The sequence below is a fragment of the Cohnella yongneupensis genome (assembly GCF_042655785.1).
Lineage (GTDB): Bacteria > Bacillota > Bacilli > Paenibacillales > Paenibacillaceae > Cohnella > Cohnella yongneupensis.
Map to the genome: position 1 here is coordinate 61,328 of NZ_JBHSNC010000031.1, position 25,933 is coordinate 87,260.

Consider the following 25,933-nt stretch of genomic DNA (forward strand, 5'->3'; position numbering starts at 1 on the left):
GATGGGTCAACAAGAAACGTGGTTAAATCAACCGATCGACATGAGCGAAGGCTTCGAGAACGCCGGCGATACGTACTTCTTCGCGTCGCGTCTTACCGCTTTCAATGAAGCGAACGCCCAAGGCACGTTGCAATGGCGGCGCTACTTGCGCAAACCGAGACTATCGTTTAACCAGATCGATTTTCCGTTCGAGGAGTCCCCGTCATGGGAGTTCCCCGACGAATACGCGGATAAGCCCGAAGCCGCGTTCGAGCTGTCGTTCCTGACGGATCGCACGATAAGGGTGAGATTGCATTCGAGGCACAAAGCTAATCAACCGATCAAACCATCGATTATGGTGGATGAAAATGCGGCGAGCACGACGGAGCATTGGGAGGCGGAGAGACGGGATGACGGGGTCGTATACCGAAGCGCAGCAGGCTCCGTTACCGTCCAACTCGATCCGTGGAAGCTGATCTTCCGCGATGCAAGCGGTCGCATTGTTACGCAGACGCGGCACTTCGGCGACAGCCGGTCGTTGCTCAATTCGAACGGTCAGCCTTTCTCGTTCAAGCAGGGTGCAAGGGCAAGGGACAATCGCATCGCGGCGAGTTTCCTGCTGCAACCGGACGAGAAGCTGTTCGGCGCGGGGGAATCGTTCACGCGGCTGAACAAGCGGGGACAGAAGCTGAACCTGTTCGCGACGGACGCGCTTAGCGCGCAGACGGGGAAAATGTACAAGCCGATCCCGTTTTTCTTAAGCAGCGAAGGCTATGGCATGTTCGTGCATACGTCCGCGCCGCTAACGTTTGACTTCGGGGCGTCTTACGATGATACGGCGACGTTGTTCACCGGAGAGGAGTCGCTCGATCTGTTCGTCTTCCTCGGTACGCCGAAGGAAGCGTTGTCCGAATACACGCGGTTGACCGGGCGCAGCCCGCTGCCGCCGCTTTGGTCGTTCGGGCTATGGATGAGCCGCATCACTTACAGCTCGGAGGGGGAAGTGCGCGAAGTGGCGGCGCGGCTGCAGGAGCATAACATTCCTTGCGACGTCATCCATTTGGACACCGGTTGGTTCGAGACGGATTGGCGCTGCAACTACGAATTTTCGAAGGAACGATTCGATGACCCCGCGCGCATGATTGCAGATCTTCGCGAACAAGGGTACAGAATATCGCTCTGGCAATTGCCATACTTCACGCCGAACAATTCGTTATATAAGGAAATCGTAGAACGCGGTTACGCCGTGCGGACGGCTGACGGCGCGTTGCCGACCGACGACGCCATTCTCGACTTCAGCAATCCCGAGGCAGCGAATTGGTACAAGGAGCGGCTAGCCGAATTGCTGAGCTTGGGCGTAGGCGCGATCAAGGTCGACTTCGGCGAAGCCGCGCCGGTTAACGGATGGTACGCTTCGGGGAAAAGCGGTTTCCATGAGCATAACTTGTACCCGCTCAGATATAACCGCGCAGCGATGGAAGCGACCGAAGCGGTTAGCGGAGAGTCGATCATCTGGGCGCGCAGCGCATGGGCGGGAAGCCAACGCTACCCGATCCATTGGGGCGGGGACGCCGAGAATACGGACGGCGCGATGGCCGCATCGCTTAGGGCGGGTTTATCGCTAGGATTGAGCGGCTTCTCGTTCTGGAGCCACGACATCGGCGGGTTCGTGAACAGCAACCCGGAACCGTTATATCGCCGCTGGTTGCCGTTCGGGCTATTGACTTCGCACAGTCGCTGCCATGGCGCGCCTCCGACCGAGCCTTGGACATACGGCGAGTCGTTCATGGACTTGTTCCGCAAGGTAGCCTCATTGAAATACGAGCTGATGCCTTACATCTATACGCAAGCGATGCTTAGCTCCGAACGGGGCTACCCGATGCTTCGCGCGCTCTTCTTCGAATATCCCGAAGATCCCGGCAGTTGGCTCGTCGAGGACCAATATATGTTCGGCGACGAGCTGCTGGTCGCACCGTTCATGCAGGAGACGGATGCGCGCAACGTCTACTTGCCGCCGGGCGAATGGATCGACTACCAGACTGGCATCGGCTATGCCGGCGGACGTTGGCACCGGATCGCGGCGGACGAGCTGCCGATCGTCATCCTCGTTCGGGGTGGCGCGGTCATTCCGCACATGGAGGCGGCACGCTCGACCGCACACTTGGATTGGTCGCAAATCCGGTTTGTTCGGTTCGGGGCGGCATCCGGGAATCCCGCAACCGCGAACGGGCATGCGGATCCGAAAGAGGTCGAGGATGCCAGCCAGGTATTCGATCCTGTCGATCGTACCTTGTACGACATCAGGTTAGCGGGAGACCGGATAGCCAGCGTGACCGCGAACGGCCGGCGCGTCGTCGCGGCGAAGAGCGGTTGGTCCGTGCTGCCGGCCGCCATGCCGCGCCATTGATTCGCGCCTGAAGCTTCAATAATGTGGGGGTGATCTACGCTGGATCGGCCATGGCATGGCGTGTAGCATGCTTAGAGCAATTACTTTATTCGAGGGAGTTGAAGAAGTAATGATCAAAGCATCCAGATTAGCTCTCACATTAGGTTTGTCATTGTTGTGCGCGGTAGGAACAGCTCTTCCCGCGGTCGTCATGCCGAGCACCACGTATGCGGCCGTCCAGAGCGTAACCGTTGATCTAAGCCAGACGCTAGGCGCTCCTACCAATCGGGCTACCGGTTTTCTTTATGGCTTGAGCGAGAACGGAACCGCTCCCGCGGGAGCCTTGCTCACGGACATTAAGCCGAAGCTGTTTCGCGGGGGAGGCGCCGGTCTAAGCGGAGGCGCTTGGGCGGTCGGCGGTTATAACGGTTACTTGCCGCGCTTCAATTCGGTGCTTGCCCAGTACAATCGGGCGAATGCGATCGGGGCCAAATATCAGATTCTCGTCAGCGACGTATGGGGCTCCGACGGCAGAACGATTCCGGACAACAATCAGCCGATTTTTCCGGGGGACAACGGCAGCTGGACTTCGTGGACGAACTTCTTGACGCAGCTCGTGAACGACAAAAAAGCGAACAACATGACGAACGCTAGATACGATATTTGGAACGAGCCGGACGGCGACTATTTCTGGCCTCGCTCGGACGCGCAATATTCCGAGATGTGGAAGCGCAGCGTGCAGACGATCCGTTCGCTCGATCCGAACGCGGTCATCGTCGGACCGGGTTACGGCGGCTTTAACGCGACGCAGCTTGGCAATTGGCTCGATTACGCCAAGACGAACAACGTGCTTCCGGACATTTTGGATTGGCACTTTAGCGCCGATCCGGTCGCGGACGTTCAGACGGCGCAAGGGCTACTGGCCGCCAGGAACATCACGTCGATATCCGGCATGACGATCGGAGAGTATATCTGGTCGGCGGAACAGAACGCCGGCTACACGGCTTGGTATATAGCCCGTCTGGAGAAGTCCGGCGTGCTTGGCGCCAACCACGCGATCTGGGATCACTGCTGCGATCAAGGGATGCTGGACGATATCCTGACGACGAACGGGCAGAAGAAGGGGCAATGGTGGACGTACAAGAGTTATGCCGACATGTCGGGATCGCTCGTCGCCACGACGCCGTCCGCCAATATCGACGGCGTCGCGAGTAAAGACGCGACGAAGCATTCGGCGCTTATATTACTAGGCAATAAAGGCGGCGTGACCGGCGATATCGACGTGAACGTTAATCGGTTCGATACGGCTTCTTACCTTATAGGAAGCAACGGAAAAGCGCACGTCGTCGTTACTTGGATCAACAACCTCGATCCGGTGTCCGCGCCGACCGTCACGCAAACGTTCGACGCGACGGTCGTGAACAACGCGATCAAGGTGACGATCCCATGGAACTATTCGCTCGACGCCTATTCGATCGCCATTACGCCGTCGGACGGCTCGCAGCAACCGACGAGCAGCGTCTACGAAGCGGAGAACGCTACGTTGTCCGGCGGCGCGAAAGTGATGACGGATCATACCGGTTATACGGGAACGGGCTTCGTCGCGGGTTACGAGTTCCAAGGACCGTCCACGCAATTCGCGGTTAGCGCGGCCAGCGGCGGCAATTATGGCGTAGAGCTTCGTTACGCGAACGGCTCGGGAGCGGCCAAGGCGCTAAGCGTCTACGTGAACGGAGTCAAAATCAAGCAGACGAGTGTTCCGGCTACCGCGAACTGGGATACGTGGGGAACGAAGACGGAGACGCTCAGCCTGCAGTCCGGCGGCAACACGATCGCCTATAAGTTCGAATCGGGCGACAGCGGCCCCGTCAACTTGGACAAAATTACGCTTTACGCGCCTCAGACGCCTACGAGCTCGGCCATTCCGGGCAAGATCGAGGCCGAGAGCTATAGCGGCATGTTCGGTATCCAGACGGAGACGACCTCGGATACCGGCGGCGGAATGAACGTCGGTTGGATCGACGCGAACGATTGGATGGATTACGGTGTCAACGTGCAGGCAACGGGCGCTTACACCGCCTCGTTCCGCGTCGCTAGCCCGAACAGCGGCGGACAATTGCAGCTTCGCGACAGCACGGGATCCGCGCTGGCGACGATCACCGTCCCGAATACGGGCGGCTGGCAGACATGGACGACCGTGAACGCGACGATCAGCCTGCCTGCAGGCAATCAAATTCTTAGGTTGTACGTCGTTACCGGCGGTTTCAACGTGAACTGGGTCGACTACGCGGCAAGCACGGCGCCGCCGACGTTCGTCTATCAGGCGGAGACCGCGACGCTATCCGGAGGCGCGAAAGCGATGAACGATCATAGCGGATACACGGGGACCGGCTTCGTTGCCGGTTACGAGCCGCAGGGCGCGTCCACTCAGTTCGCCGTGAATGCGTCGGCCCAAGGCAATTACGCCGTGGAATTGCGCTACGCCAACGGCTCGGGCACGGCGCGAACACTGAGCATCTACGTAAACGGAACCAAAATCAAGCAGACGACGCTCGCGTCTACGGCGAATTGGGATACGTGGGGCTTGAAGACGGAGACGCTTAGCCTGCAATCCGGCAACAATACGATCGCCTACAAGTTCGATGCGGGCGATAACGGACTCGTCAACCTTGATAAAATAACGCTAACCGGCCCCTGAATACGGCGCATTCGCGCAACAAAAAACACTGGCGGAAAATCCGTCAGTGTTTTTCTCATTCGACTGCACTTTCATCGGTTTCATTGCGCCCCGGCCGGATAAGGGTATTGCGACGAGTAACCGCTGAACTGCTGATAAGCTTGCTGAAGCTTTTGCTGCTCCTCGGCTTCGATCTTGTACCAGCCTTTTTGGAACATGAGATTGTACAGCTCCCGCGCGCTCTTATGCGTCTCGTTCAAAATCCGGTTGAAATCGTCGTGCAGCTCGTTATGGCTTGCTTCTTTGACCGCGATGTTGAAGCTGTCGGTCAAATATTTGCTCGTGCTGAGCGCATCGTTGATCAGATCGCGATCGTTGATCTGCGGTCCCTTGACCGTCGGCAATTGTCCCGACTGTGGATTGGCAATTTGGTTCTGATTTTGGCTTTGCATAGGTTCTACCTCCTTAATGCGATAAGGATTGCCCTTGTTGCTTCGGCAAGCCGGCCATTGCGGCGTTATTGTCTACCTGAAGGTGCTTGAGCAACTGCTCGTAATGGGCTTGATGCATTTGCCCCGCGCTATCGAGCGCTTGTTTGATTTGCGGATCGGTCGCTTGTCCGGCGAAAAAATGCATTTTTTTGAAGGCGTTAAGCTCCCAAGACAGGGCGTCCTTCAAGTAGGACAAATCTTTGGTCGTGATCACCCTAGGCGGAAAAGGGATCGGCACGCCGGCTTGTCCGGCCGTAGCATTCGTGTTCGGTGACATGGAGAAGCCTCCTTTGATCGGTATGGTTGGCGGAATTAGAATTTACCAATTCAGGCTAAGTTATCCGATCGGGTCTTGGTTGCGGATGCGAATGCGGGCGATTACCGGGAAGGTTCGATTTTCCTTAACATTTTTCATAGGTGTAGGTGACCCGAGGTGGTATAATTCCCTTCATATCGCTTTAGGGCAGGACGGGAAGTGTCGACAGCATGAAAAAAGGACTTATATTCGCGGTTATGGCCTATACGATTTGGGGTTTGCTTCCGGCGTATTGGAGATGGTTCGACCAAATATCGGCCGGAGAAATTTTGTCCCACCGGATCGTATGGTCGTTCTTCTTCGTCATTGCGCTCATCGCGATTCAACGCAGAGGGAAAAACATACGCGCCCTGCTAGGCAATCGGTCTTCGCTGCTTAAGTTAACGGCCAGCAGTTTGCTTATTACTTCTAACTGGTTAATATTCATATGGGCGGTCAATAACGGTCACGTCATCGAGACGAGTCTCGGCTATTACTTGACCCCTCTCATCAACGTCGTGCTCGCGATCGTGTTTTTGCGCGAAAAGCCGACGACCGGCCAGTGGCTGGCGATCGCGCTTGCCGGCTCCGGCGTGTTGCTCGTGGCGATCGATTACGGCAGCTTCCCTTGGATCTCGCTTTCGCTCGCGATCAGCTTCGGTCTGTACGGATTAGTGAAGAAACGCATGCGCATCGACGCGACGGACGGCCTGATGGTCGAGACCGCCATCGTCGTGCCCGTCGCTCTGATTTACTGGATCTCGATCGGCGCTTCGCACGAAGCGCAAGCGTGGTCGTTGCCGACGGGTACCTTTATCGCGCTATTCTGTTCCGGGGCGGCAACCGCCATTCCGCTGTTGTTGTTCGCTAACGCGGCTTCCCGTCTTCCGCTCTCGATGCTCGGGTTCATTCAGTATATCGGACCTACGCTTACGCTCGGGCTAAGCGTGTTCGTCTTCAAAGAGACGATTACGCCGGTGCTGCTGATCAGCTTCTCGCTCATCTGGACGGCTTTGATCGTCTACGCCATCGCTTCCATCCAATCCGCGAGAACATTACGGACGGCGTGAACATAAAGTGATGGGTACAGTCGCTATGGAATTTTCTTCATTATGAAGGTATTATTAACTATATTAATAGTCGCGCGATGATAGTAGGCGGGAAGGGAGAACTAGGAATGAGCGGCGCATACCGCACGCAACAGCAAGCCTCGGATGATTCCGACAAGTCGGGTGTTTGGCGCCAACGGCTGGAAGAAGTCGATATGCTTAAAGCTCTCATCGAGGAATTGGACAATTGGCATCTGGAGATGTCGGGTTCGGAGCTCGATAACGAAAGGTTGAATCAGTTCCTTTACAAAACAAGAACGCTGTTAGACGAAGAGCGGGATCAGATCCATAGCGGCAAATTTTTGCATATGAAGGTCAGGAGCTTGGCGGAGACAAGTCCAAGCTTTGCGAGTATAGAAAGCCGGATAGAAACGATTATCGTCCAAGGTATCCTGGGCAATCTACAGCTTAAACACGTCACGGCTTCGGAAATCGAAAGCTTGAGACGCGTCGTCGTGGAGCCTGTCACTCGTTTGTCTATCGCTTTGACGGCGCAAGAGCGCGAGAAGTGGCAGGTTGTAGAAGCGCTTTGCCTGATCATGGATAGTCGCATACATAACGAGAAAGATATTTTCGCCAAGATGGACAGGATGCAAGTTCCTCAGTTCGATCTCACGCAGCAGTTGCTGCGCAGGTTGCTGTGGGACCAAATCGAATACTCGCAGTTCAGAAGAGTCGTCTATGCTTTCTATATCCGGCTAAGCTCCAAACAAACCAAGCTTGGATACGGAGATTTCGAATACTCGGAAATGCTGTCGTACGTATACGATTTCGGCCATCAGAACAACGTTACCTATGAATTCATGGCATGGAAAGCGACGAATCCGATTCAGCTGACTCCGAGCTTCCAGCAAGCGATCATCTATTATTTCGAATTCGAAGGCAGAGGAACGCTCAGCGACACAAAAATCCGTAAAATTTTGCTGACCTCGAACAATCCGGAGTTCAACGCGCTTATTCAAGAGATCAGATTGGAACATTCCGGTGCTGTAACGAGGTTCATGACTAAGCATTGGAGAAAATTGACGTCTTCGTTGCTAATAACGGCTGCTGTCGCGCTAGTTGGCTTATTCGTATACAAGCATTGGATTAAATAGGAGTAGGTCGGTTCCGCGTCACAAGCGAATAGTCACTCTAGTACGAATTGGCACGAGCGCCGCGAGCTGCAATACATCCTCGTTATACATTCGGATACAGCCATGGCTGACTTCCCTGCCGATCGAGGCGGGGTCGTCCGTGCCGTGAATGCCGTAGTGAGGTCTAGATAAGCCCATCCAGAAAGCCCCGTAAGGGCCGCCTGGTTGGGCTTGTTTGTTTATGATCGTATATTCCCCCGTAGGCGTTTTCGTCAGCATTTTGCCTATACCGATCGGAAAGGCGCGCACGACCGTATCGCCATCGAGCAAATACAAGTGCCGATCCGAAAGATCGACGATTATCCGATAGTTCGGCATATGCTCACTCTCCTTTTGCCATCAGCGTATTCAGCTAGATCGAGTTCCGCCCGTAGTCTCCATGAATGCCCCGCAAAACAATGGAATCTGACCTTATTTCGGTAATATCGCGCATTGGGCGGGAAGGCGTTGTTCTTCATAATGAAGCTATATTACGGAGAGAAAGCGGGGGGACCCACCTGAGCTGGAAAGTCGAAGAGCAGTCGTTCGATCGGGAGAAAATCGCGATGAACGGCAACAAATTCATGATCGGCAACGGAGCGATCGGCTACAGAGGCACGTTGGAGGAGTTTACGAAGGATCAGTTAACCGCGAGCACGCTTGCGGGTCTATACGACAAGGTAGGTGAACAGTGGCGCGAGCCTATCAATGCTCCTAACGGGGTGTATACCCGCCTGACTTGCGACGGGCAGCCGCTTAGCGTGCTAGATACGGAGTTCGATCGGCATGCGCAAGCGCTGGATATCGCCCAAGCGAGCTTTCACCGGAACACGGTATTCAGAACGTCCGGCGGCAATCGGATCGAGATCAGCTCGGAACGATTCGTAAGCATGGAGCAATTGAATTTGATAGCGATGAAATACGAGTTCAGCGTCGCGCAAGCTTGCGAGATCGTCTTGGATACCGGCATCGACGGCGACGTATGGGACATTAACGGACCGCATTTGGAAAACAAGTCCGTATGGTCGGAGGACGGGATCGTCGGATTGACGGCTACGACGCACGAGCTGCGCGTGGAAGTTACGGTCGCCGAGAGCGTCACTTGGATCGGCGGACTTTCGAGACCGGAGGAGAGCAGGCAACCAGGCTCTGCGATTAGGCAGTTCAAGCTTCGCTGCGAGCCGGGCGTCACCTATGGATTCGTGAAATACGTATTGATCTGCTACGGAGAGACGGAAGGCCAATCGTCGTCGGCAACGGCGTTGTCGATTGCCAAAGCGGCGCTTCAGCTTACTTACGAGACGCACCTACAAGAGCACCTCGTGCACTGGGCGCGCAAGTGGGAAGCGTCCGACGTGCTCATCGAAGGCGACGATGAAGCGCAATTCGCGCTTCGTTATAGCCTCTATCAGTTGCACATAATCGCGCCAACGCAGTCGGAGCGCGTATCGATTCCCGCGAGGGGATTGTCCGGTCAGGTGTACAAAGGCGCCGTGTTCTGGGATACGGAAATGTTCATGCTTCCGTTCTTCCTCTACACCCAGCCGGAAGTCGCGCGAAATCTCGTTATGTACCGCGTGCATACGCTAGACGGCGCGAGACGCAAAGCGGCCGAGTACGGTTACCGGGGCGCGTTCTACGCTTGGGAAAGCCAAGACACCGGCGACGATGCTTGCACGTTGTTCAACATTACGGACGTGTTCACGAATCGTCCAATGCGCACTTATTTCCGAGACAAGCAAGTTCACATTAGCGCGGACGCCGCGTTCGGGATTTGGCAATATTACGCGTTCACCGGCGACGAGAGCGTCCTGCTCGAAGGCGGAGCCGAAGTCATACTGGAATGCGCGCGTTTCTTCTATTCATACGCCTATTACAAGCATGACAAGCAGCGCTTCGAAGTGCTCGACGTCACGGGACCCGACGAATACCATGAGCGCGTCAATAACAATGCGTTCACGAACGCTTTAGTAAACAAGACGCTCGATATCGCGCTGCAGACGCTTGCGTTGCTCGAGGAGCGCCATCCGGCATTCCGGGAAGCGTTGATCGCGAAGCTCGATTACGGCCAAGATGCCGGTAATCTGAGGCATATGCTCCTGCAACTGTACATGCCTCAGCCCGATCCGGTAACTTCGGTAATCGAGCAGTTCGACGGCTACGGGCAGTTGGAGGATGTAGAGCTTAAACAACTGAAAAGTCGAATGCTGAACAAAAACGAGTATTTGGGCGGAGGCAGCGGCATTGCGACGACGACCCGGATACTGAAGCAAGCTGACGTCGTGCTCATGCTGCACCTGTTCAAGCAGCAATATTCACAGAAGGTGAAGCGCGCCAACTGGGAGTATTACGAGCCCCGGACGGAGCATGGATCGAGCCTTAGCGCTTGCATCTATGCGCTCGTCGCTTCCGACATCGGCAATCCGGATTGGGCGTACCGTTATTTCCTCCGGACGGCGACGATCGATTTGACGGGAGATTCGAAGCAGTACGTAGGCACGCTGTACATCGGCGGCACGCATCCTGCGGCTAACGGCGGGGCGTGGATGGCGGCGATTCTAGGCTTTGCGGGCATCGATGCGGGCGAAGGCGTTATTCGATTGCAGCCTGCGCTGCCGGATCAGTGGAAATCGATCCAATTCGGCATCGTGTATCAAGGCGAACGTTATCGCATTGCGGTGTCGAAGTCGGAGATCGTCGTCAGCGCGGACGGCGGCAACAAGACGGCGCAATCGTTCCAATCGGGGAGCGAGTCGGTCTCGCTTGCGCCGGGCGCCAGTCATTCGTGGATTTACGATAGTGCAAAGAGAGGTGCGCTTCATGCTTAATCGGATCAAAGGGGCGATCTTCGACCTGGACGGCGTCATCGTCGATACGGCCAAATATCATTATTTGGCGTGGAAATGGCTCGCCGATCAGCGGGGCATTCCGTTCACCGAGCACGATAACGAGCGGTTGAAGGGCGTAAGCCGAATGCGGTCGCTAGACATCATTCTCGAGATCGGCGGGCTGACGTTGTCCGACGAGGAGAAGGAAGAGATGGCCACGCGGAAAAACGAGCTTTATCTCGAGTATATTCGGCGAATGGACGAGTCGGAGATTTTACCGGGTGCCAAGGAATATATCCTCACTCTGAGAGACAAGGGCGTACGGATCGCGCTCGGCTCCGCGAGCAAAAACGCGGTGTTCATTCTGGAGCGCGTAGGCTTAAGCGAGTTGTTCGACGCTATCATCGACGGCACGAAGGTGTCCAAGGCGAAGCCGGATCCCGAGGTGTTCCTCGTCGCATGCGAGTCGCTCGATTTGTCGCCGGAGGATTGCGCGGTGTTCGAGGATGCGGCAGCCGGCGTAGAAGCGGCGAAGGCAGCCGGCATCTACGTTATCGGCATCGGCTCCACCGACGTGCTTGGCGATGCGGATGAGATCGTAGCGGGACTGCACGAGCTAGTGTCTTAAAGAGAAGGGGCTGTACGAGCGTCATCGAGAGATGACAATCGCACAGCCCCTTTTTATTGTTTGCTTCTTATTTCGACTCGTTCTCTTTCCCCGAACTGAATCCCATCAGCGTCTGCTGTAACGCCCCCGACAAGCTTTCGAGCTCTTTGGCGATGCCGACGACCTCTTGGCTGGAGTGCATCTGTCCGGTGCTTAGCGCGGCGACTTCCTCGGACGTCGCGGACGCTTCCTCCGAGAAGCTGCTCACGCTGGAGATGGAAGAGTTCAGCTGTTGCTGCTTCGCCCCGAGCGTTCCGACGTCTTGCTTGATCAGCGCGACTTGCTCCGTGAACGCTTCGGATTTCTCGTAGACGGAGGCGAAGAGCGCGTTGGCGGTTTTGACCGATTCGATCTGGGATTGCAACAGCGGCAGCGCCGTCTTAAGCGCCTTAACCGTTTGAACGATTTCTTCTTGAATGACGTCGGTCATTTGGTGGACGGTCGAGATCGACTCGTTCGTCTGATCGGATAGATGTCCCATCTCGGAGGCGATGACCTTGAAGCCGCCGCTCGCTTGACCGGAACGGGCGGCTTCGATGCCCGCGTTCAACGACAAAATTTTGGAATCCTTCGTGATCTTATTCAGTATGCCGAGAATTCGCTGCATCGCATCCGTGCTTACTTCGAGCTGACCGACGCGTTTGACGAGCAGATCGATCGATTTTTCCGATTCGATCGTGCCAACGACGATGTCCTGCATGAACTGCTTGCCTTCCGCGGAAGCCGCCTTCACCTCGAGAGACGATTCATTGATCCGATTCGTCGCTTGTATGACGCTTTTCAAATCTCCGTTCATGGAGTCGACGATATGATAGACGGTTTCGGCCTCGGCGGCCAATTGCGTCGAGCCGTTGGCGATTTCCGTCGTAGCGATGGAAATTTCCCCTGCTGCGGACGCCGTATGCTGGGAAACGCCAAGCAACACGGAAGACGTTTGGAGTACTTGGTGAGCCGATTGGCGAGTTTGATCGATCAACCGCGTCATCTGCTCCATCATCTGATTAAAGCTATCCGACACTTCGCCGATCTCGTCGCGCCGCTTGAGTTTAGTTCTTACGTTCAGATTCCCGCGCGTGGCTTCGTTCAACATGCCGCGGATATGCAGGAGAGGCTTGCCTACGTGCAGAATGATTAAGTAACCTACACCGATTGCGACTGCGGCGGCAATAACACACATGACTATGGTTAGATTTCGTATCACTTTCGTATCGGCGACAAGCTCGCTTAGGGGAGCGACTCCGGTCAACGTCCAAGACGTGCGTTGAAGCGGCTCGGAGACGACGAGATTATCTTTCTTCAAGCGGTCGGCGGCGAATGCTTGTCCAATATCCTCGGCGACCGATGAGAGCAGCACGTTTCCTTGCGCGTCGGTCAGAAGCATTTTGGAGCTGTCGCTAAAATGAATCGCGTCCAGCGTCTGAGAGAGCAGCGTCGCGTCGATCTCGAATACGATCATCGATTTGCCGATCATACGGGCGAGCGCGAACAGATTGCCTTTGGCCATTCCCGTATAGCCGTTATCTTTGGTCGGGAGCCATAATGCTTTGCCTTTCAGTTCCTTGGTCTGCGCGAACCACTCGGCCTTGCGGTCGATTTGAATGAGACCGGTGGACAGCGAGTTTATCGTCTCGTTCTCGTTGACCGTATCGAGCAGCGTAATCGACTTTATGAACGAGTTCGTTCGAGCCAACTGGTTAAGCGTATCCTGAATATCCGATTTGCCGCGAACTTTGCCCGCCGGATCCGCGTTCGGATCGAAGATGGCGGATACGCTGTCATTCAGGTCTCTACTCGTTGAAAATTGAAGCGACATGTCTTCGAATTGCTTGAGCATCAGGCTGATTTTCTCGGTTGCTTCTTTTACGGTTTGCTGAGAAACCGCTTCCATTTTACTCGCGATGATCGACTGGGACTTGTTGTAAGAGATCATGCCTACGAGGAGTACGGATACGAATGTAGAAACAAAGAACAGAATGAAAAGCTTTGTTCCAACCGAACGTAACATGGTCATGCGGAACACTCCCCTTGTATGTATGTACAGTCTACTATTTCTCATTGTAATCGCTTATCATTTTGAGATAATGTGTCGTTCTACGTAAGTTGTGTGCGCTTGTACGCGAATGCGCTCGAAAGCTCCACAATCGTATCGATTCCATAGATACTAGAATCAGAGATCATTCGACTGGGGGCACCTAATGAAATCTTCCATCCGTAATCCCTTGACGAAGATGAACGTCAGACAGCAGCTCATTTTGCTGTTCCTGATCTTGGTCAGTCCCGTATTCATCTTGAACTGGTACGCGAACATGAATGCCGAGCGGATCTTGACGTCCCAAGTCACTAGCGCCTATGAGGAACTGAACAAGCAGAACCACTTCCTGATTAACCGGGACATGGATACGATCAATCGGATCATGTCCACGATTATCCAGAACCCGGTCACGCAAAAAATGATCGTCGGTGACCAAGAGGAACGGGTCAAGCTCGTTCGCAAAGACGCGGACATGACGCTGCTGCTTCGCAATAACTCGATGGGAATTTTCGGCGGCGAAGCGGTCTACTATTTATTGTTCGTCTATGACCCGAAGAAAAGAATCGACTTCTCTCCCGAAATCCCTAACATCGATCGGCAAGTGTCCGAAGCGAACGTATTTTACTATAATGACAGCACTAAGCAGCCTTGGATGGATCTGGCGCTTCAACAGAAGGGCAAAGGCGTGCTTACTTATATCAATAATCTCGGTCCCAAATCGGACCAAGAGACGCTTGCCTATATGCGGGTAGTCAACAACATCTCGCAAGGCAACAGCGTCATCGGCATACTCGTCGCCACGAAGATGGAGAAGAAGATCGAGGAATCGTTCAGCACGGTGTCGCTTCCGGAAGGCGGCGAGATGATGCTGACCGATTGGAACAACATGGTCCTGTCGTCCACGAACGGCATGATGGGCAGAACGATCTCGCTACCTGACGAGATCAGCGCGGAACCGGGCTTCGAGAGAACGACGAGCATCATATCGGACGGGTATATTTACGTCATTCATTCGAAGTACGCGCTGCAACAGAAATTAATTTATAAAATCCCCGCAAAATCGATGCTGAAGCAACAGGACGAACTGAAGCGGGTCATCCAGCTTATCTCCATCGTCTATTCGCTGTTCGCGCTCGTCGTCATGATGTACTTCTGGCGATCGCTCATGAATCCGCTGCAGAAGCTGGCGACGTTCGCGCGTTCCTACGAGCCGGGCCGAGCGTTACCTAAGGCGCCGCTCGGAGAGCGGAATGACGAAGTTGGCGTGCTCATCTATTCCGTCCATAACATGACCCGTAGGCTTAACGACATGATTCACGACCAATTTTTGATGGAGATCAAGCAAAAAGAATCCCAGCTGCAATTGCTATACCAGCAAATTAATCCGCACCTTCTGTACAATACGCTGGAGAGCATCTATTGGAAGAGCTCGCTCGAAGGAAATACCGGCTCGGCGGAGATGATCAAGGAACTGTCCAAGCTGATGAGGATCAGCTTAAGCAGGGGGCGCGAATTGATTACGATCAAGGAAGAGCTTGAACACGCGAGCGCTTATGTTAGTTTGCAGCAAAAACGCTACGAGTACGGTTTCCGAGTCGAGTGGAACATCGATGATGAAGTATTGTCGTACGAAATTCCGAAAATAACGCTTCAGCCGCTCATCGAGAACGCGATCATTCACGGCGTCATGAACATGGGCGAAGACGGAGAGATTATCGTATCAGCCAAGAAGCTAGAAGATTCGATCGAGCTTACGGTAGAGGATAACGGCTATAAGGAAGTAGATTACGAGGCGATTAACCGGGTGCTCCACGATGCCGACTCTACTACCGGTTACGGCGTTCGCAACGTGCAGCAACGCATCCGGCTTCATTTCGGGGCTCCGTACGGCTTGACTTACGAGCCGAGGGAACAAGAAGGTACGCGGGTTATCGTGCTCTTGCCCTTATTCGCGGAAGTAGAGCCAGACAAACAATAGATCGCGTCCAAGGAGGCTAACATACATGTACAACATTCTAATCGTCGACGACGAACCGCTCATTTGCCGAGGTTTAGCCAGCTTGCTTAATGCCTCCGGATTGAATATCGAACATATTTATACCGCGCACAACGGATACGAAGCATTGGATTATTTGCGCATGGAAAATATCGACTTGCTCGTTACGGACATCCAGATGGGGTCGATGAGCGGAATCGAATTGATGCAGCAAGCGAAAATCATTAAGCCTTGGGTGCAGGTCATTATCATTTCCGCCCACGAGACGTTCCAATATGCGCAGCTTGCCATCCGTCTAGGCGCCAAAGACTACCTCATCAAGCCGCTCAACAGCGAACAATTTCTCGGCTCTGTCAGACACGTGTTGCTCCATATGGACAGGCCGGTCCGCGATCAAGATCAATTGATGTCCGATCTGCAGGAACATTTCCATATGGCGGTGCCGAATCAGAAACGAACCGAACTAATGAATCGGTTGCTGGCCGAGAATACGGAAAATCGGGAATCCATCGTGTCCGAATTGTCCTTGCTGCACAACGTCTCGTTCGCCGGTCCTTACTATGCCATCGTTAAGATCCGCCTCGATCTCGCATCGGGAGGACGACACGTTACGGACAAGGACGGCATACTGCTCCAATACGCGGTGCTTAACATCGCGAACGAGCTGCTCGACCGCGAATGGGACCATCAAGCGTTCTATTCCACGGAGCAGGAAGTCAGCATCGTCATTCAATGGGACGAGACCCGGTATGGCGACTCGAGCGTCGACAAAATCAACCAGCTCGAAATGATCGGCAGGAGCCTGCATTTCAATATCCACAAGTTCCTAGGATTCCAATGCGTCGTAGGCATCAGCCATATTCTTAAAGGACATGCCTTCCTAGGCGAGCTGAGCAAGCAAGCGAACAAGGCGATGCTATGGCATCGCGAGCATAAGGACCATCATGTGTTTTATTACGGGGACTTCAAGTGGGGCGTGCTGTCGGAAGAAGAACCGACCGATGAAGAGATGGCCGCGCAGAACAACTTGATCGTCGAGCGCGCGAGCGAATATATTCATCAGAACTATGCGCAAAAAGGACTGACACTGAACGAAGTGGCGCAAAAAAACCACGTCAGCCCCAACTATCTTAGCTATCTATTCAAGAAAAACACGGGCTTTAATTTATGGGAATACGTAATTAAATTGCGGATGGAAGAGAGCAAGAGGCTCATTCAAAACTCGGATTTGCGGCGGTACGAGATCGCGGAGCGGGTAGGGTACGAATCGCCGGAGCATTTCAGCAAAATATTCAAGAAATACTTCGGCATCAGCCCTAGCGAAATGAAGAAGTAAGATCGCCTATCATCCGAATAGAACTGCACATGTTCAGGAGCGGCCTCTTTTTCTACAATTATGTCAGATAGAAAAAGGAATGAGGGACATCTAATGGAGCAAACAACGGCCGTTCCAATCCAGTTGCAACTGCATAGGCAACCGCAGCGGAAGTTTAGACGGCACATCTGGGGCTATCTCTTCGTGCTGCCAGCGATCATCACGTTCGCGTTATTCCTTTGGTTGCCTATCGGCAAAGGGGTCGTGGACAGCTTTTACAAAATCGATTTTGTAAAAGGCGATTCTTACGTCGGGTTCGATAATTATCGGACGATCTTCAAAGATCCCGACGTCATGACCTCGGTGAAAAACACACTACAATATATGGGGCTCGGTATTATCATCGGTTTCTGGGTGCCGCTCCTGTTCGCCATCATGATCTCCGAGATGCGCAAATTCCAAGGCTTTGCGCGCGTTGCCGCGTATTTGCCTTACGTCGTTCCGTTCGTTGTCTTATACGGCGTTTGGCGATGGTTGTACGATCCGGTTGGTCCGATCAACGCGGCGCTCGGCAAGCTAGGCTTCGACCACGTCTTGTTCATGACGGACAAATCATGGTCGATGGCTTCGATCGTCATCATGGAAACTTGGCAGAGCTTCGGCTCCGCGATGTTGATCTACTTGGCAGCCGTGCTAAGTATTCCGCGAGATTGGTACGAAGCAGCTGAGATCGACGGCGCAGGTATTTGGCAACGCATTCGGCATATCACGCTGCCCGCGATCAAGAATCAGATTTTGCTGCTGCTTATGCTGCAATTGATCGCAACGTCGCAAGGCTTCCAGACGCAATACGCGATGCTGGACGGCGGACCGAACAATGCGACGTTGACATACGCCTTGCTGATCGTCAAATACGCGTTCGTTCGCCAAGACTACGGCGTCGCTTCCGCAATGGGCGTTCTCATGTTCTTCGCGCTTAGCATCCTCGCCATCATCCAATATCGCATCAACAACAGGGGAGGGATCAAGTAATGAAGGCGAAAGCATTCGAGCGCGGCATCTTATCCGTATACGATCACAAGAAACTTTCGACCAAGCTAGGTTATTATTTCATGAACTTGATCATCCTCGTCATGATGTGCTGCATGGTCTATCCGCTCGCAATATCACTGTTCAACGGCTTGAAGCTGAACAAGGAAGTCAATACATTCCCGCCGACGTTCCTGCCGAGGGATGGATGGCACTTCGAGAATTACAAGAAGGCATGGGAGTATATCGACCTGCCAAAGTACCTTAAGAACACGTTGCTCATCTTCGGCGGCAACATGCTCGTTACGATCATCGTACTTGGGTTCGCCGCTTATGCGTTATCGCGGATGAAGTTCCCGTTCCAATCCGTTATCTACTACTTCTTCTTGCTGACGTTGTTCGTGCCGGCCACAACTTACATCATCCCGAACTTCGTCAACTTGAAGGATCTTGGTCTTATGGGTTCGTTCGCGGCTATCTGGCTGCCTGCGGGCGCAAATGCTTTCTTCTTGCTCTTGCTCAAGACGTTCATGGACGGTATTAACATCGAGACGTTCGAATCCGCACGGATTGACGGGGCATCTGAGCTGCGAAGCTTTTTCCAGATCGCGTTCCCGCTCTCGATTCCGATCTTCGCCACGCTATCGATCTTCGTGTTCGCTACGGCATGGAACGACTGGTTCTGGCCGAACTTTATACTCAGCCAAGATCACAAACCGTTGTCGGCGGCGATCAAGACATTCGTTATCGATGCTAGAAGACTAGACTTGAATATTAAGTTCGCGATCTTGACGATGGTCATGTTCCCGCCAGTAATTTTGTTCCTATTCTTCCAAAGATTCATCCTAAGAGGTTTGTATTTGGGTGGCGTTAAAGGCTAATTTAGGTACAGGTGTAATTTAATGATGGAATTCGACAGAGCGTAAAACTGCACACAATCGAAATAGGAATACACATCGCCCTAATGAATGCGCCTCCATTATGATGAGCGTGTAAGCTAAATCTTAAACGAAAAGGGGATTTACAATGCGTAAGATTACGAGTGTCATCTCAGTGCTCATGGCCTCAAGCTTGGTACTGGCTGCATGCGGAAGCAACAACAATAATAACAACGCAGCGTCCAGCAATGCTCCAGCGGCAACGACGCCTGCCGCGTCGGACACGCCGGCTGCGAGCAGCGCGGCTCCATCCGAAGACATTACGCAGAAGAAAGTCACGATCAGCATCTACTATCCTACGCCGGACCGCGTAGAAGATCGTAAGCTCGAAGACGACAAGATCGCTCGCTTCAACCAAGTGTACCCTAACGTTGAAATCGTTAAGAGCGACTGGCAATACAACCCGCAAGAAATCGGTATCAAGATGGGTGCGAACGAAGCGCCGACGCTGTTCAACACTTACGCGACGGAAGGCAAGTTCCTAGCTGAAAAAGGTTGGGCTGCCGACATCACGGATCTGTGGAACGCCTACGACAAGAAGGATCAATTCAACAAACTTCTTGCGAGCCAATTCATCCTCAACGACAAAGTGTTCGGTATCCCGCAACGCGGTTATGTAGTAGGCACGGTCGTTAACACGAAAATGTTGAAAGACAAAGGCATTACGCCTCCTTCGTTCGACTGGACTTGGGACGACATGCTGAACACCGCTAAAGCAGCTACGGATGCAGGCGCCGGTATTTCCGGTATCGCTCCGATGGGTAAAGGCAACGAAGCAGGCTGGAACTGGACCAACTTCCTGTTCGAAGCAGGCGGCGAAATCCAAACGGTCGACGGCAAAGTAACGGCAGCGTTCAACTCCGAAGCCGGTCTCAAAGCGCTCGACTTCTACAACAAGCTGAAATGGGAAGCTAACGCGATCCCGCAAGACTTCGCTCTAGGCTGGGGCGATGCTGTAGGCGCATTCGCTCAAGGCAGAACGGCAATGGTTATCGCTGGTCCTGACGGCCCGGTTGACCAAGGCTTGAACCAAGGCGGCATGCAACCTGGCGACCTCGAAGTGTACCCGATGCCTGCAGCGCAAGCCGGCGGCAAACATACGGGCGTTCTCGGCGGCGACTTCCTCGTCATCAACCCGAACGCTTCGAAAGACGAGCAACAAATCGCGTTCCAATACGCAGTATTCGACTACTTCTCCGACAAAGGCCTTGCATCGCTTGACGCGAACATCCAGGCTCGTAAAGGCGAGAACAAATTCTACATCCCGCCAGTCATCGAATACTTCGATATGGCTTCCGAATACGGCCAAAAAGTTAAAGCCGTATACGACAAATACGACAACGTATACCAGTACAAACAAGAAGTTCTCGATATGCTTGACGCAAGACCTGAAGCGCAGTACAACACGCAAGACTACTACGCTGCTATGACGAACGTCATCCAAGAAGTATTCTCCAAAAAAGGCGTAGACCTGAAAGCCCAGCTGGATGCTGCAGCTGCCACGGTTCAATCGAAATTCTACGATTCGATCAAGCTTTAATAGAGAACGGATGAGGGAGGGTTGCCCACTCGTAGATGCTGACATCTACAGGGGGCAACCCTCTTCCTCGTCTTACAAGGGCTTCGCAGCTAAGTAAGCATAATGTAAAGGCGGTGAGCATGTGTACAAGCGTATGCTGCATAACAAATGGTTATGGATTAGCGCTAGCGTGGTGATCGTCGTGACCGTCGGCGTGTTGCTTCTATTCGCTGATCTATTCGGCGGTGGGAAAGCCAGCGCAAAGTTGACAAAGCAAGAGGGATTGCTTGTCCTTAGCAATGCCGATTACGAGATCGCATTCGATGCAAGTCACGGCGGCGTTTCTTACTTAAAGGACAAGAAGTCGACGGGAGACCTGACGCTAGGCAACCGCGAAGGCGCGCTCTGGTGGGCGATCATGAAAGACGATACTTCGGTCAATAGCGCAAAGACGACCGATTTCACTTATGAATGGAACAAAAAGAAGAGCGAGCTGACGTTCCATTACGGCGGATTGGTTAAAGTCGACATTACGACTACATTCGGCGACGATCATCGCATTTATATGTCGGCGGCGCTCGTTAACGGCTCGGAGCAGACGATCAAGTCTTTCCGGTTCCCGTACGAGCTCAAAATCGAAGGTTCAGGCGTGAAGGACGCGATTCTCCCGATGTTGCCGGGCGCTAAGCTGAAAGACACGTTCTTCAAAGAAAGCAACTCGTTCTCCGACCAATATCCGGGCGTCATGTTCGCTTCATATTTGGCGATGCGCACCAATACCGGCAACTTAGCCATTTACGATGTAGGCGGCGAAACGACGGTTATGACCGAGATCGGTTACAAAAACCAGATTAACGCTCCCGGCAAAACGTCGTTCGTGCACAACTATCGCACTTGGATCGATCCGAAAAAGGAATGGAAGAGCCCGACCGTCGTTCTCGAGGTAGGCGGAGATTACTCGAATTCGATGGTAAGCTACCGTCACCTTAACGGCATCGACAAGTATCGTTCCCTGGACGACAAGCTCGGCAAAGACGCCGAAGCTTATTATCAATTGCCGCTTTACAAGACGGATATCTCGGCGATCAAGGATGCCAATTGGAGCAACTTGACATCTAATTTCATCGACAAAATGAATTACAACGGCATTATCCACCTCGTCGGCTTCCAGACCGGCGGCCATGACGAGAACTACCCGGACTTCATCCCTCCGGATCCGAAGTGGGGGACGGACGCGACGTTCCAGCAGTTCGTCAAGCACGCTAAGGACAAAGGCAATAAGATCGTCCCGTACACGAACATGTCATGGTGGGGCAAAAGCTCTCCGACGCTCGCGAACTTACCGTCGGGCACGACGCTAGACAGTCTTGTCGTGCAGAAGGAGAACAATACGATTCAATCCGAATCGTACGGCATGCACGAAGGGTATGTCGTCAATCCGGGTGATCCGTTCTTCGTGAAGCGGACGACGGAGGAGCATGCGAAGCTGATCGACGTAGCAGGCTTCGACGGCGTGTTCGAAGACCAGTGGGGCATTAGGAACTCGCCGTACGTGTACAACGCGAACAAGCCTGTGGGAACCGACCCGTCCACGGCCTACTTCCAAGGCGTACGCGATTACTTCAACGGCTTGAATATCCATATGTACATGGAAGACGGAACCGACGTGCTGGCGGACGATTCGGTCGGCTTCATGGGCGCGACGTATTTGTGGGATTTGCTCGGGTACCGGAAGAACACCGCTTCCTACACCGAATATTATCCGCTGTCGGGCATGCTCATGCGGGATAAAGTCATGTTCTATCAGCACAACTTAGCCGGAGAGACGATGACCGACGATCAGGATATGCTTCGTTGGAACGTGGCTATGGGCTATAACCTTAGCGCCGATTTCTACAACGGCGTGAGCAGCCCATGGGTAGACGCGATCGGCGTCTTCCAGAAATACGTGCTATCCGGTTATGCCGACGCGCTCGTGCAAGGGTTCGAGCAAGTTACGCCTACCGTGACGAGAACGGATTTCGGTACGCGCAAAGTAACGGCTAACTGGGATACGAAGCAAGCTTACGTGCTTGATCAAGACGTGACGCTGTCCCCTGGCGGCTTCGATATCTTGTCGACGGACGGCACCGTTAGAGCGGGCAACTACACGCGCTATAATGGTTTTGATCTGGATAAAGGCGATCACGATCTGGTAGAGGTTCGCGGCGAAGGTTCCATTCGCGTCTATCAACCGATAGGCTCCGATACTACGCTTAAGATCAAGAAGGGAGACAAGTGGCCGCACGTTGCCGCATCGGCTTACTTGGCGAACGGAACGAAGATCGCCGATCTCGCGGTGAAAGAAGAAGGTGATTACGCCGTCTTCGATTACGTCGCGACGATCAAAGACCAGAAGGTCGCCTACGTAGAGTTAACTAGCGCCACAGCTGCAAGCGCAGTGACGGAAACGTTCCAGAAAGTGAAGCTCGAGGTGAACATCGCGGTCGGCGCCACGACGACGGCTACTTCCTTGACCGCCGAAGCGTTCGATTCCAAGCTTACGGTCGACGGAGATCCGTTCACGTATTGGGAAAGCACGGCGAAGAAGTTCCCGCAATCGCTCACGCTGGATCTTGGGGAAGATAAGAAGATTACGAAGCTTAAGCTGCGACTCCCTCCTCAAGACGCATGGGAAGCGCGCGATCAGGAGATCGAGGTACTCGGCAGCGCGGACGGGAACAATTTCACGACTTTGCTTCCGTCGAAAGCTTATACGTTCGATCCTAAGAAAGACAACGTAGTCGAAATACCGCTCGGCACGGCCGCGAACGAACGCTACGTGCGCGTCACGATCAAGTCGAATACGGCTTGGCCTGCCGCTCAAGTATCCGAGTTAGAGGTGTACGAATAGCGGAATTTCCGTTACAGTCGTTTAGAGAAGGTCCTTGCCAATCGGCAGGGGCCTTTCTTGTTGACTATAAGGCGAATCTAGCACAGTCACGACTTGTCCTCCTTACATAGGATATAGGGAGAAAGGAGGTGGGACGCGATAAACTTCTATTTAGCTTCTATTAGTATTGCGATAGGTTCGATAATCTCGTTTGCGTTCGGGACGTGGTCGGAGCCGTTGACGTTCTTATTGGTCGTTATGGCAATAGACTATATTACCGGCATAACCGCGGCGGTTCGCGACGGGAGCGGACTAGACAGCAGAGTCGGCTTCTGGGGGCTGCTGAAAAAAGGATTCATGCTGCTCGTAATTATACTCTCCCACCGGATCGATCTGCTCTTGGGATACGATATCGCGATGGGCGGGGCTATCGCTTTTTATATCGTGAACGAGCTGTTATCGGTTATCGAGAATTTCGGTCGCATGGGGCTTCCCCTGCCGCCGCAGTTGCTCGATATCGTTAAAGCGTTGCGGAATCGAACAGCGAGCACGAAGAACGACGACACCAATTCATCCGACCAAAAATAACGACGGCAAGCAGCACCCCCGATTGGGCTACTCGGTCGGGGTTGTGATGCTTGCGCAATGGATAAGCTGATACATAGCAAGGAAAGGTGGAGGGTTAGGCATGCGCCTAGAAGGCGGTACAAGCGTCATTATACGCGTAGAAATGGACAAGCAAGCGGTAACGTTCGGGGAGCTCGTGTCGGTCATCGGAAGCCACGGCGGGGACATCGTGGCGATCGACGTCATCGGGCCAGGCAAACGGCTCGAAACGCGGGATTTAACGGTAAGCGTGCAAGAGCCCTCGATCGTGGAACGGTTGGCTGAAGCGGTTAGCAAGTTGAAGGGCATTACGCTCATCAACGTATCGGACCGTACGTTTCTGCTCCATCTCGGGGGCAAAATCCAAGTCCACTCCAAAGTTCCGATCAAAAACCGGGACGATCTGTCGCGCGTCTATACGCCGGGCGTAGCGAACGTATGCCTCGCAATCCGCGACGACGTCTCCAAGGCGTTCTCGCTCACGATTCGGCGGAACACGGTAGCCGTCGTCTCGGACGGCACTGCGGTGTTGGGACTAGGCGATATCGGTCCGCACGCCGCGATGCCGGTTATGGAAGGAAAGGCAATGCTGTTCAAGGAATTGGCGGGCGTGGACGCCTTTCCGATCTGTCTCGACACGAAGGATACGGAGGAAATCATCGCGATCGTCAAGGCGCTCGCGCCAACGTTCGGCGGCATTAATTTGGAGGACATTTCCTCGCCCCGTTGCTTCGAGATCGAGAACCGCTTGAAGGAAATGCTCGACATCCCCGTGTTTCATGACGACCAGCACGGGACGGCCGTCGTGCTGCTGGCCGGCTTGTTCAACGCGCTCAAAATCGTAGATAAGCCGATCGACCGGATTAAAGTCGTTGTCTGCGGCATCGGCGCCGCGGGTATTGCTTGCTCTCGCATGCTGCTAAACGCAGGGGTGACGAATTTAATCGGCGTCGATAAGGATGGTGCCATCCACCGCGGCGAAAACTATGCGAACGAAGTGTGGAACGAATACGCGAAGCGTACGAATCCGAATAACGAAACCGGCAGACTGTCGGACGTCATCAAGGGAGCGGACGTTTTCATCGGGCTTTCCAGGCCTAAAGTGCTGTCCGTAGACGACATTATGCAGATGAATGCCGATCCGATCGTATTCGCCATGGCGAATCCCGAGCCGGAAATTTCGCCGGAAGACGCCATGCCACACGTTCGCGTCTTTGCGACCGGCCGATCCGACTATCCGAATCAACTTAACAACGTGCTTGTGTTCCCCGGTATTTTCCGCGGTGCGCTCGATGCGAGAGCCCATACGATCAACGAAGACATGAAGCTGGCGGCTGCGCGGGCGATCGCGTCCATCGTGTCGGAGCAGGAGCTGAACGAGTTCTATATTATTCCGAGCGTATTCAATGACAAGGTCGTTCCGGCCGTGCGCAAAGCGGTTATCCAGGAGGCGATCCGCACCGGAACCGCGCGCAAAGTGCCGGGGGATTTCAGGTTCCGCGATTGAACGCGCAAGAGTTCATCATTTTGTCATAAGTTTAATAAAGTTGTCCGTAACCGCTTTAGAAGCACTTGAGTTCAAATGCGGATTTTAGGTATTATATGAGGTAGACAATTGTAGGAAGCAGGGGAGCATACAATGCACAAATGGCTGATGTCCACGTTAGTTGTGATCGCATGCGCAATGGGCGTATACTTGATGGCGACCGGAATGCCGGAGAAGCCGAAGAGCGAGACGGCCGGTCTTGCGGAAGGACAAGAGCTTCTTAAGATTACCGCGAGCAACTTCCAGTTCGACAAGGCGGAATATCACGTTAAAGCGGGAACGCTCTATAAGGTCAAATTCTCGAACAAGCTCGGCAACCACGGCGTGAAAATCAACAATGTCGACTTCTCCAAAGACAACCCGGAGGCAGACATCACGTTCGATACGCCTGGGGAATACGAGATCCATTGCGAAATCATGTGCGGTCAAGGTCACGGCACGATGGTTTCGAAGATTATCGTCGAGTAAGAGATATAAACAACAAAGGAGCCGATCGGCTCCTTTTTTACCATGTGGACGATGTTGCGTATAGA

General features: G+C 53.6%; 19 protein-coding genes. 15 read left to right on the forward strand and 4 right to left on the reverse strand.

The features are described 5' to 3' along the window. Window position 1: 1 nt before the first annotated feature. Together ACFPQ4_RS10470 and ACFPQ4_RS10475 are read left to right on the forward strand one after the other, a co-directional pair. Entirely contained in the window at window positions 2–2,386 is a 2,385-nt protein-coding gene (locus ACFPQ4_RS10470; RefSeq protein ID WP_378111790.1) for a glycoside hydrolase family 31 protein, read from the forward strand. A 109-nt stretch (window positions 2,387–2,495) separates the two neighbouring features. Further along, window positions 2,496–5,063: a carbohydrate-binding protein gene (locus ACFPQ4_RS10475; protein WP_378111791.1), complete on the forward strand. Its 2,568-nt coding sequence runs from the start codon at window positions 2,496–2,498 to the stop codon at window positions 5,061–5,063. An 80-nt stretch (window positions 5,064–5,143) separates the two neighbouring features. On the opposite strand, the gene ACFPQ4_RS10480 is transcribed toward ACFPQ4_RS10475, so the two are convergent. Both ACFPQ4_RS10480 and ACFPQ4_RS10485 read right to left on the reverse strand, forming a co-directional pair. After that, window positions 5,144–5,494, reverse strand: a complete 351-nt coding sequence (locus ACFPQ4_RS10480) for a spore coat protein (RefSeq protein WP_378111792.1) — start codon at window positions 5,492–5,494, stop codon at window positions 5,144–5,146. A gap of 13 nt (window positions 5,495–5,507) precedes the next feature. Further along, the gene (locus ACFPQ4_RS10485; protein WP_378111793.1) at window positions 5,508–5,810 is read right to left on the reverse strand and encodes a ferritin-like domain-containing protein; all 303 of its coding nucleotides are present in this window, start codon (window positions 5,808–5,810) and stop codon (window positions 5,508–5,510) included. A gap of 209 nt (window positions 5,811–6,019) precedes the next feature. Between ACFPQ4_RS10485 and rarD the strand changes: the two genes are divergently transcribed. Together rarD and ACFPQ4_RS10495 are read left to right on the forward strand one after the other, a co-directional pair. Further along, window positions 6,020–6,898, forward strand: a complete 879-nt coding sequence (rarD, locus tag ACFPQ4_RS10490; protein ID WP_378111794.1) for an EamA family transporter RarD — start codon at window positions 6,020–6,022, stop codon at window positions 6,896–6,898. 107 nt (window positions 6,899–7,005) lie between these two features. Further along, window positions 7,006–8,034, forward strand: a complete 1,029-nt coding sequence (locus ACFPQ4_RS10495; RefSeq protein WP_378111795.1) for a hypothetical protein — start codon at window positions 7,006–7,008, stop codon at window positions 8,032–8,034. 18 nt (window positions 8,035–8,052) lie between these two features. Here ACFPQ4_RS10495 and ACFPQ4_RS10500 read toward each other — a convergent pair whose 3' ends face one another. Further along, complete coding sequence (locus ACFPQ4_RS10500; RefSeq protein WP_378111796.1) at window positions 8,053–8,391, reverse strand: L,D-transpeptidase; 339 nt, start codon at window positions 8,389–8,391, stop codon at window positions 8,053–8,055. 179 nt (window positions 8,392–8,570) lie between these two features. Here ACFPQ4_RS10500 and ACFPQ4_RS10505 point away from each other — a divergent pair, with 179 nt between their 5' ends. Both ACFPQ4_RS10505 and pgmB read left to right on the forward strand, forming a co-directional pair. Then, on the forward strand, window positions 8,571–10,880 hold the full coding sequence (locus tag ACFPQ4_RS10505) for a glycosyl hydrolase family 65 domain-containing protein (RefSeq protein WP_378111854.1): 2,310 nt from the start codon (window positions 8,571–8,573) through the stop codon (window positions 10,878–10,880). Further along, complete coding sequence (gene pgmB, locus ACFPQ4_RS10510; protein ID WP_378111797.1) at window positions 10,873–11,508, forward strand: beta-phosphoglucomutase; 636 nt, start codon at window positions 10,873–10,875, stop codon at window positions 11,506–11,508. Before ACFPQ4_RS10505 ends, pgmB begins: the two co-directional genes overlap by 8 nt. Before the next feature lie 67 nt (window positions 11,509–11,575). Here pgmB and ACFPQ4_RS10515 read toward each other — a convergent pair whose 3' ends face one another. Further along, the gene (locus ACFPQ4_RS10515; RefSeq protein WP_378111798.1) at window positions 11,576–13,558 is read right to left on the reverse strand and encodes a methyl-accepting chemotaxis protein; all 1,983 of its coding nucleotides are present in this window, start codon (window positions 13,556–13,558) and stop codon (window positions 11,576–11,578) included. Between the two features lie 184 nt (window positions 13,559–13,742). Here ACFPQ4_RS10515 and ACFPQ4_RS10520 point away from each other — a divergent pair, with 184 nt between their 5' ends. From ACFPQ4_RS10520 to ACFPQ4_RS10560, 9 genes are all read left to right on the forward strand, one after another. Continuing rightward, on the forward strand, window positions 13,743–15,557 hold the full coding sequence (locus tag ACFPQ4_RS10520; RefSeq protein WP_378111799.1) for a cache domain-containing sensor histidine kinase: 1,815 nt from the start codon (window positions 13,743–13,745) through the stop codon (window positions 15,555–15,557). Between the two features lie 25 nt (window positions 15,558–15,582). Beyond that, window positions 15,583–16,911 (forward strand): response regulator, encoded by a 1,329-nt coding sequence (locus tag ACFPQ4_RS10525; RefSeq protein ID WP_378111800.1) that lies wholly within the window; start codon window positions 15,583–15,585, stop codon window positions 16,909–16,911. Window positions 16,912–17,004: 93 nt separating this feature from the next. Continuing rightward, window positions 17,005–17,922 (forward strand): carbohydrate ABC transporter permease, encoded by a 918-nt coding sequence (locus ACFPQ4_RS10530; RefSeq protein WP_378111801.1) that lies wholly within the window; start codon window positions 17,005–17,007, stop codon window positions 17,920–17,922. Further along, on the forward strand, window positions 17,922–18,800 hold the full coding sequence (locus ACFPQ4_RS10535; RefSeq protein ID WP_378111802.1) for a carbohydrate ABC transporter permease: 879 nt from the start codon (window positions 17,922–17,924) through the stop codon (window positions 18,798–18,800). The genes ACFPQ4_RS10530 and ACFPQ4_RS10535 overlap by 1 nt, the downstream gene beginning before the upstream one ends. Window positions 18,801–18,945: 145 nt before the next feature. After that, window positions 18,946–20,397, forward strand: coding sequence for an extracellular solute-binding protein (locus ACFPQ4_RS10540; protein ID WP_378111803.1), 1,452 nt, complete (start codon window positions 18,946–18,948; stop codon window positions 20,395–20,397). A gap of 121 nt (window positions 20,398–20,518) precedes the next feature. Next, window positions 20,519–23,269 carry a discoidin domain-containing protein gene (locus tag ACFPQ4_RS10545; protein ID WP_378111805.1) on the forward strand — a complete coding sequence of 917 codons (2,751 nt, stop codon included), beginning with the start codon at window positions 20,519–20,521 and terminating at the stop codon, window positions 23,267–23,269. Window positions 23,270–23,452: 183 nt separating this feature from the next. Then, a complete protein-coding gene (locus ACFPQ4_RS10550) occupies window positions 23,453–23,836 on the forward strand; it encodes a phage holin family protein (RefSeq protein WP_378111855.1) in 384 nt (127 codons plus the stop codon). A 100-nt stretch (window positions 23,837–23,936) separates the two neighbouring features. After that, window positions 23,937–25,361: an NAD-dependent malic enzyme gene (locus tag ACFPQ4_RS10555; protein WP_378111806.1), complete on the forward strand. Its 1,425-nt coding sequence runs from the start codon at window positions 23,937–23,939 to the stop codon at window positions 25,359–25,361. 132 nt (window positions 25,362–25,493) lie between these two features. Then, window positions 25,494–25,868 carry a cupredoxin domain-containing protein gene (locus ACFPQ4_RS10560; protein WP_378111807.1) on the forward strand — a complete coding sequence of 125 codons (375 nt, stop codon included), beginning with the start codon at window positions 25,494–25,496 and terminating at the stop codon, window positions 25,866–25,868. Window positions 25,869–25,933 lie beyond the last annotated feature (65 nt).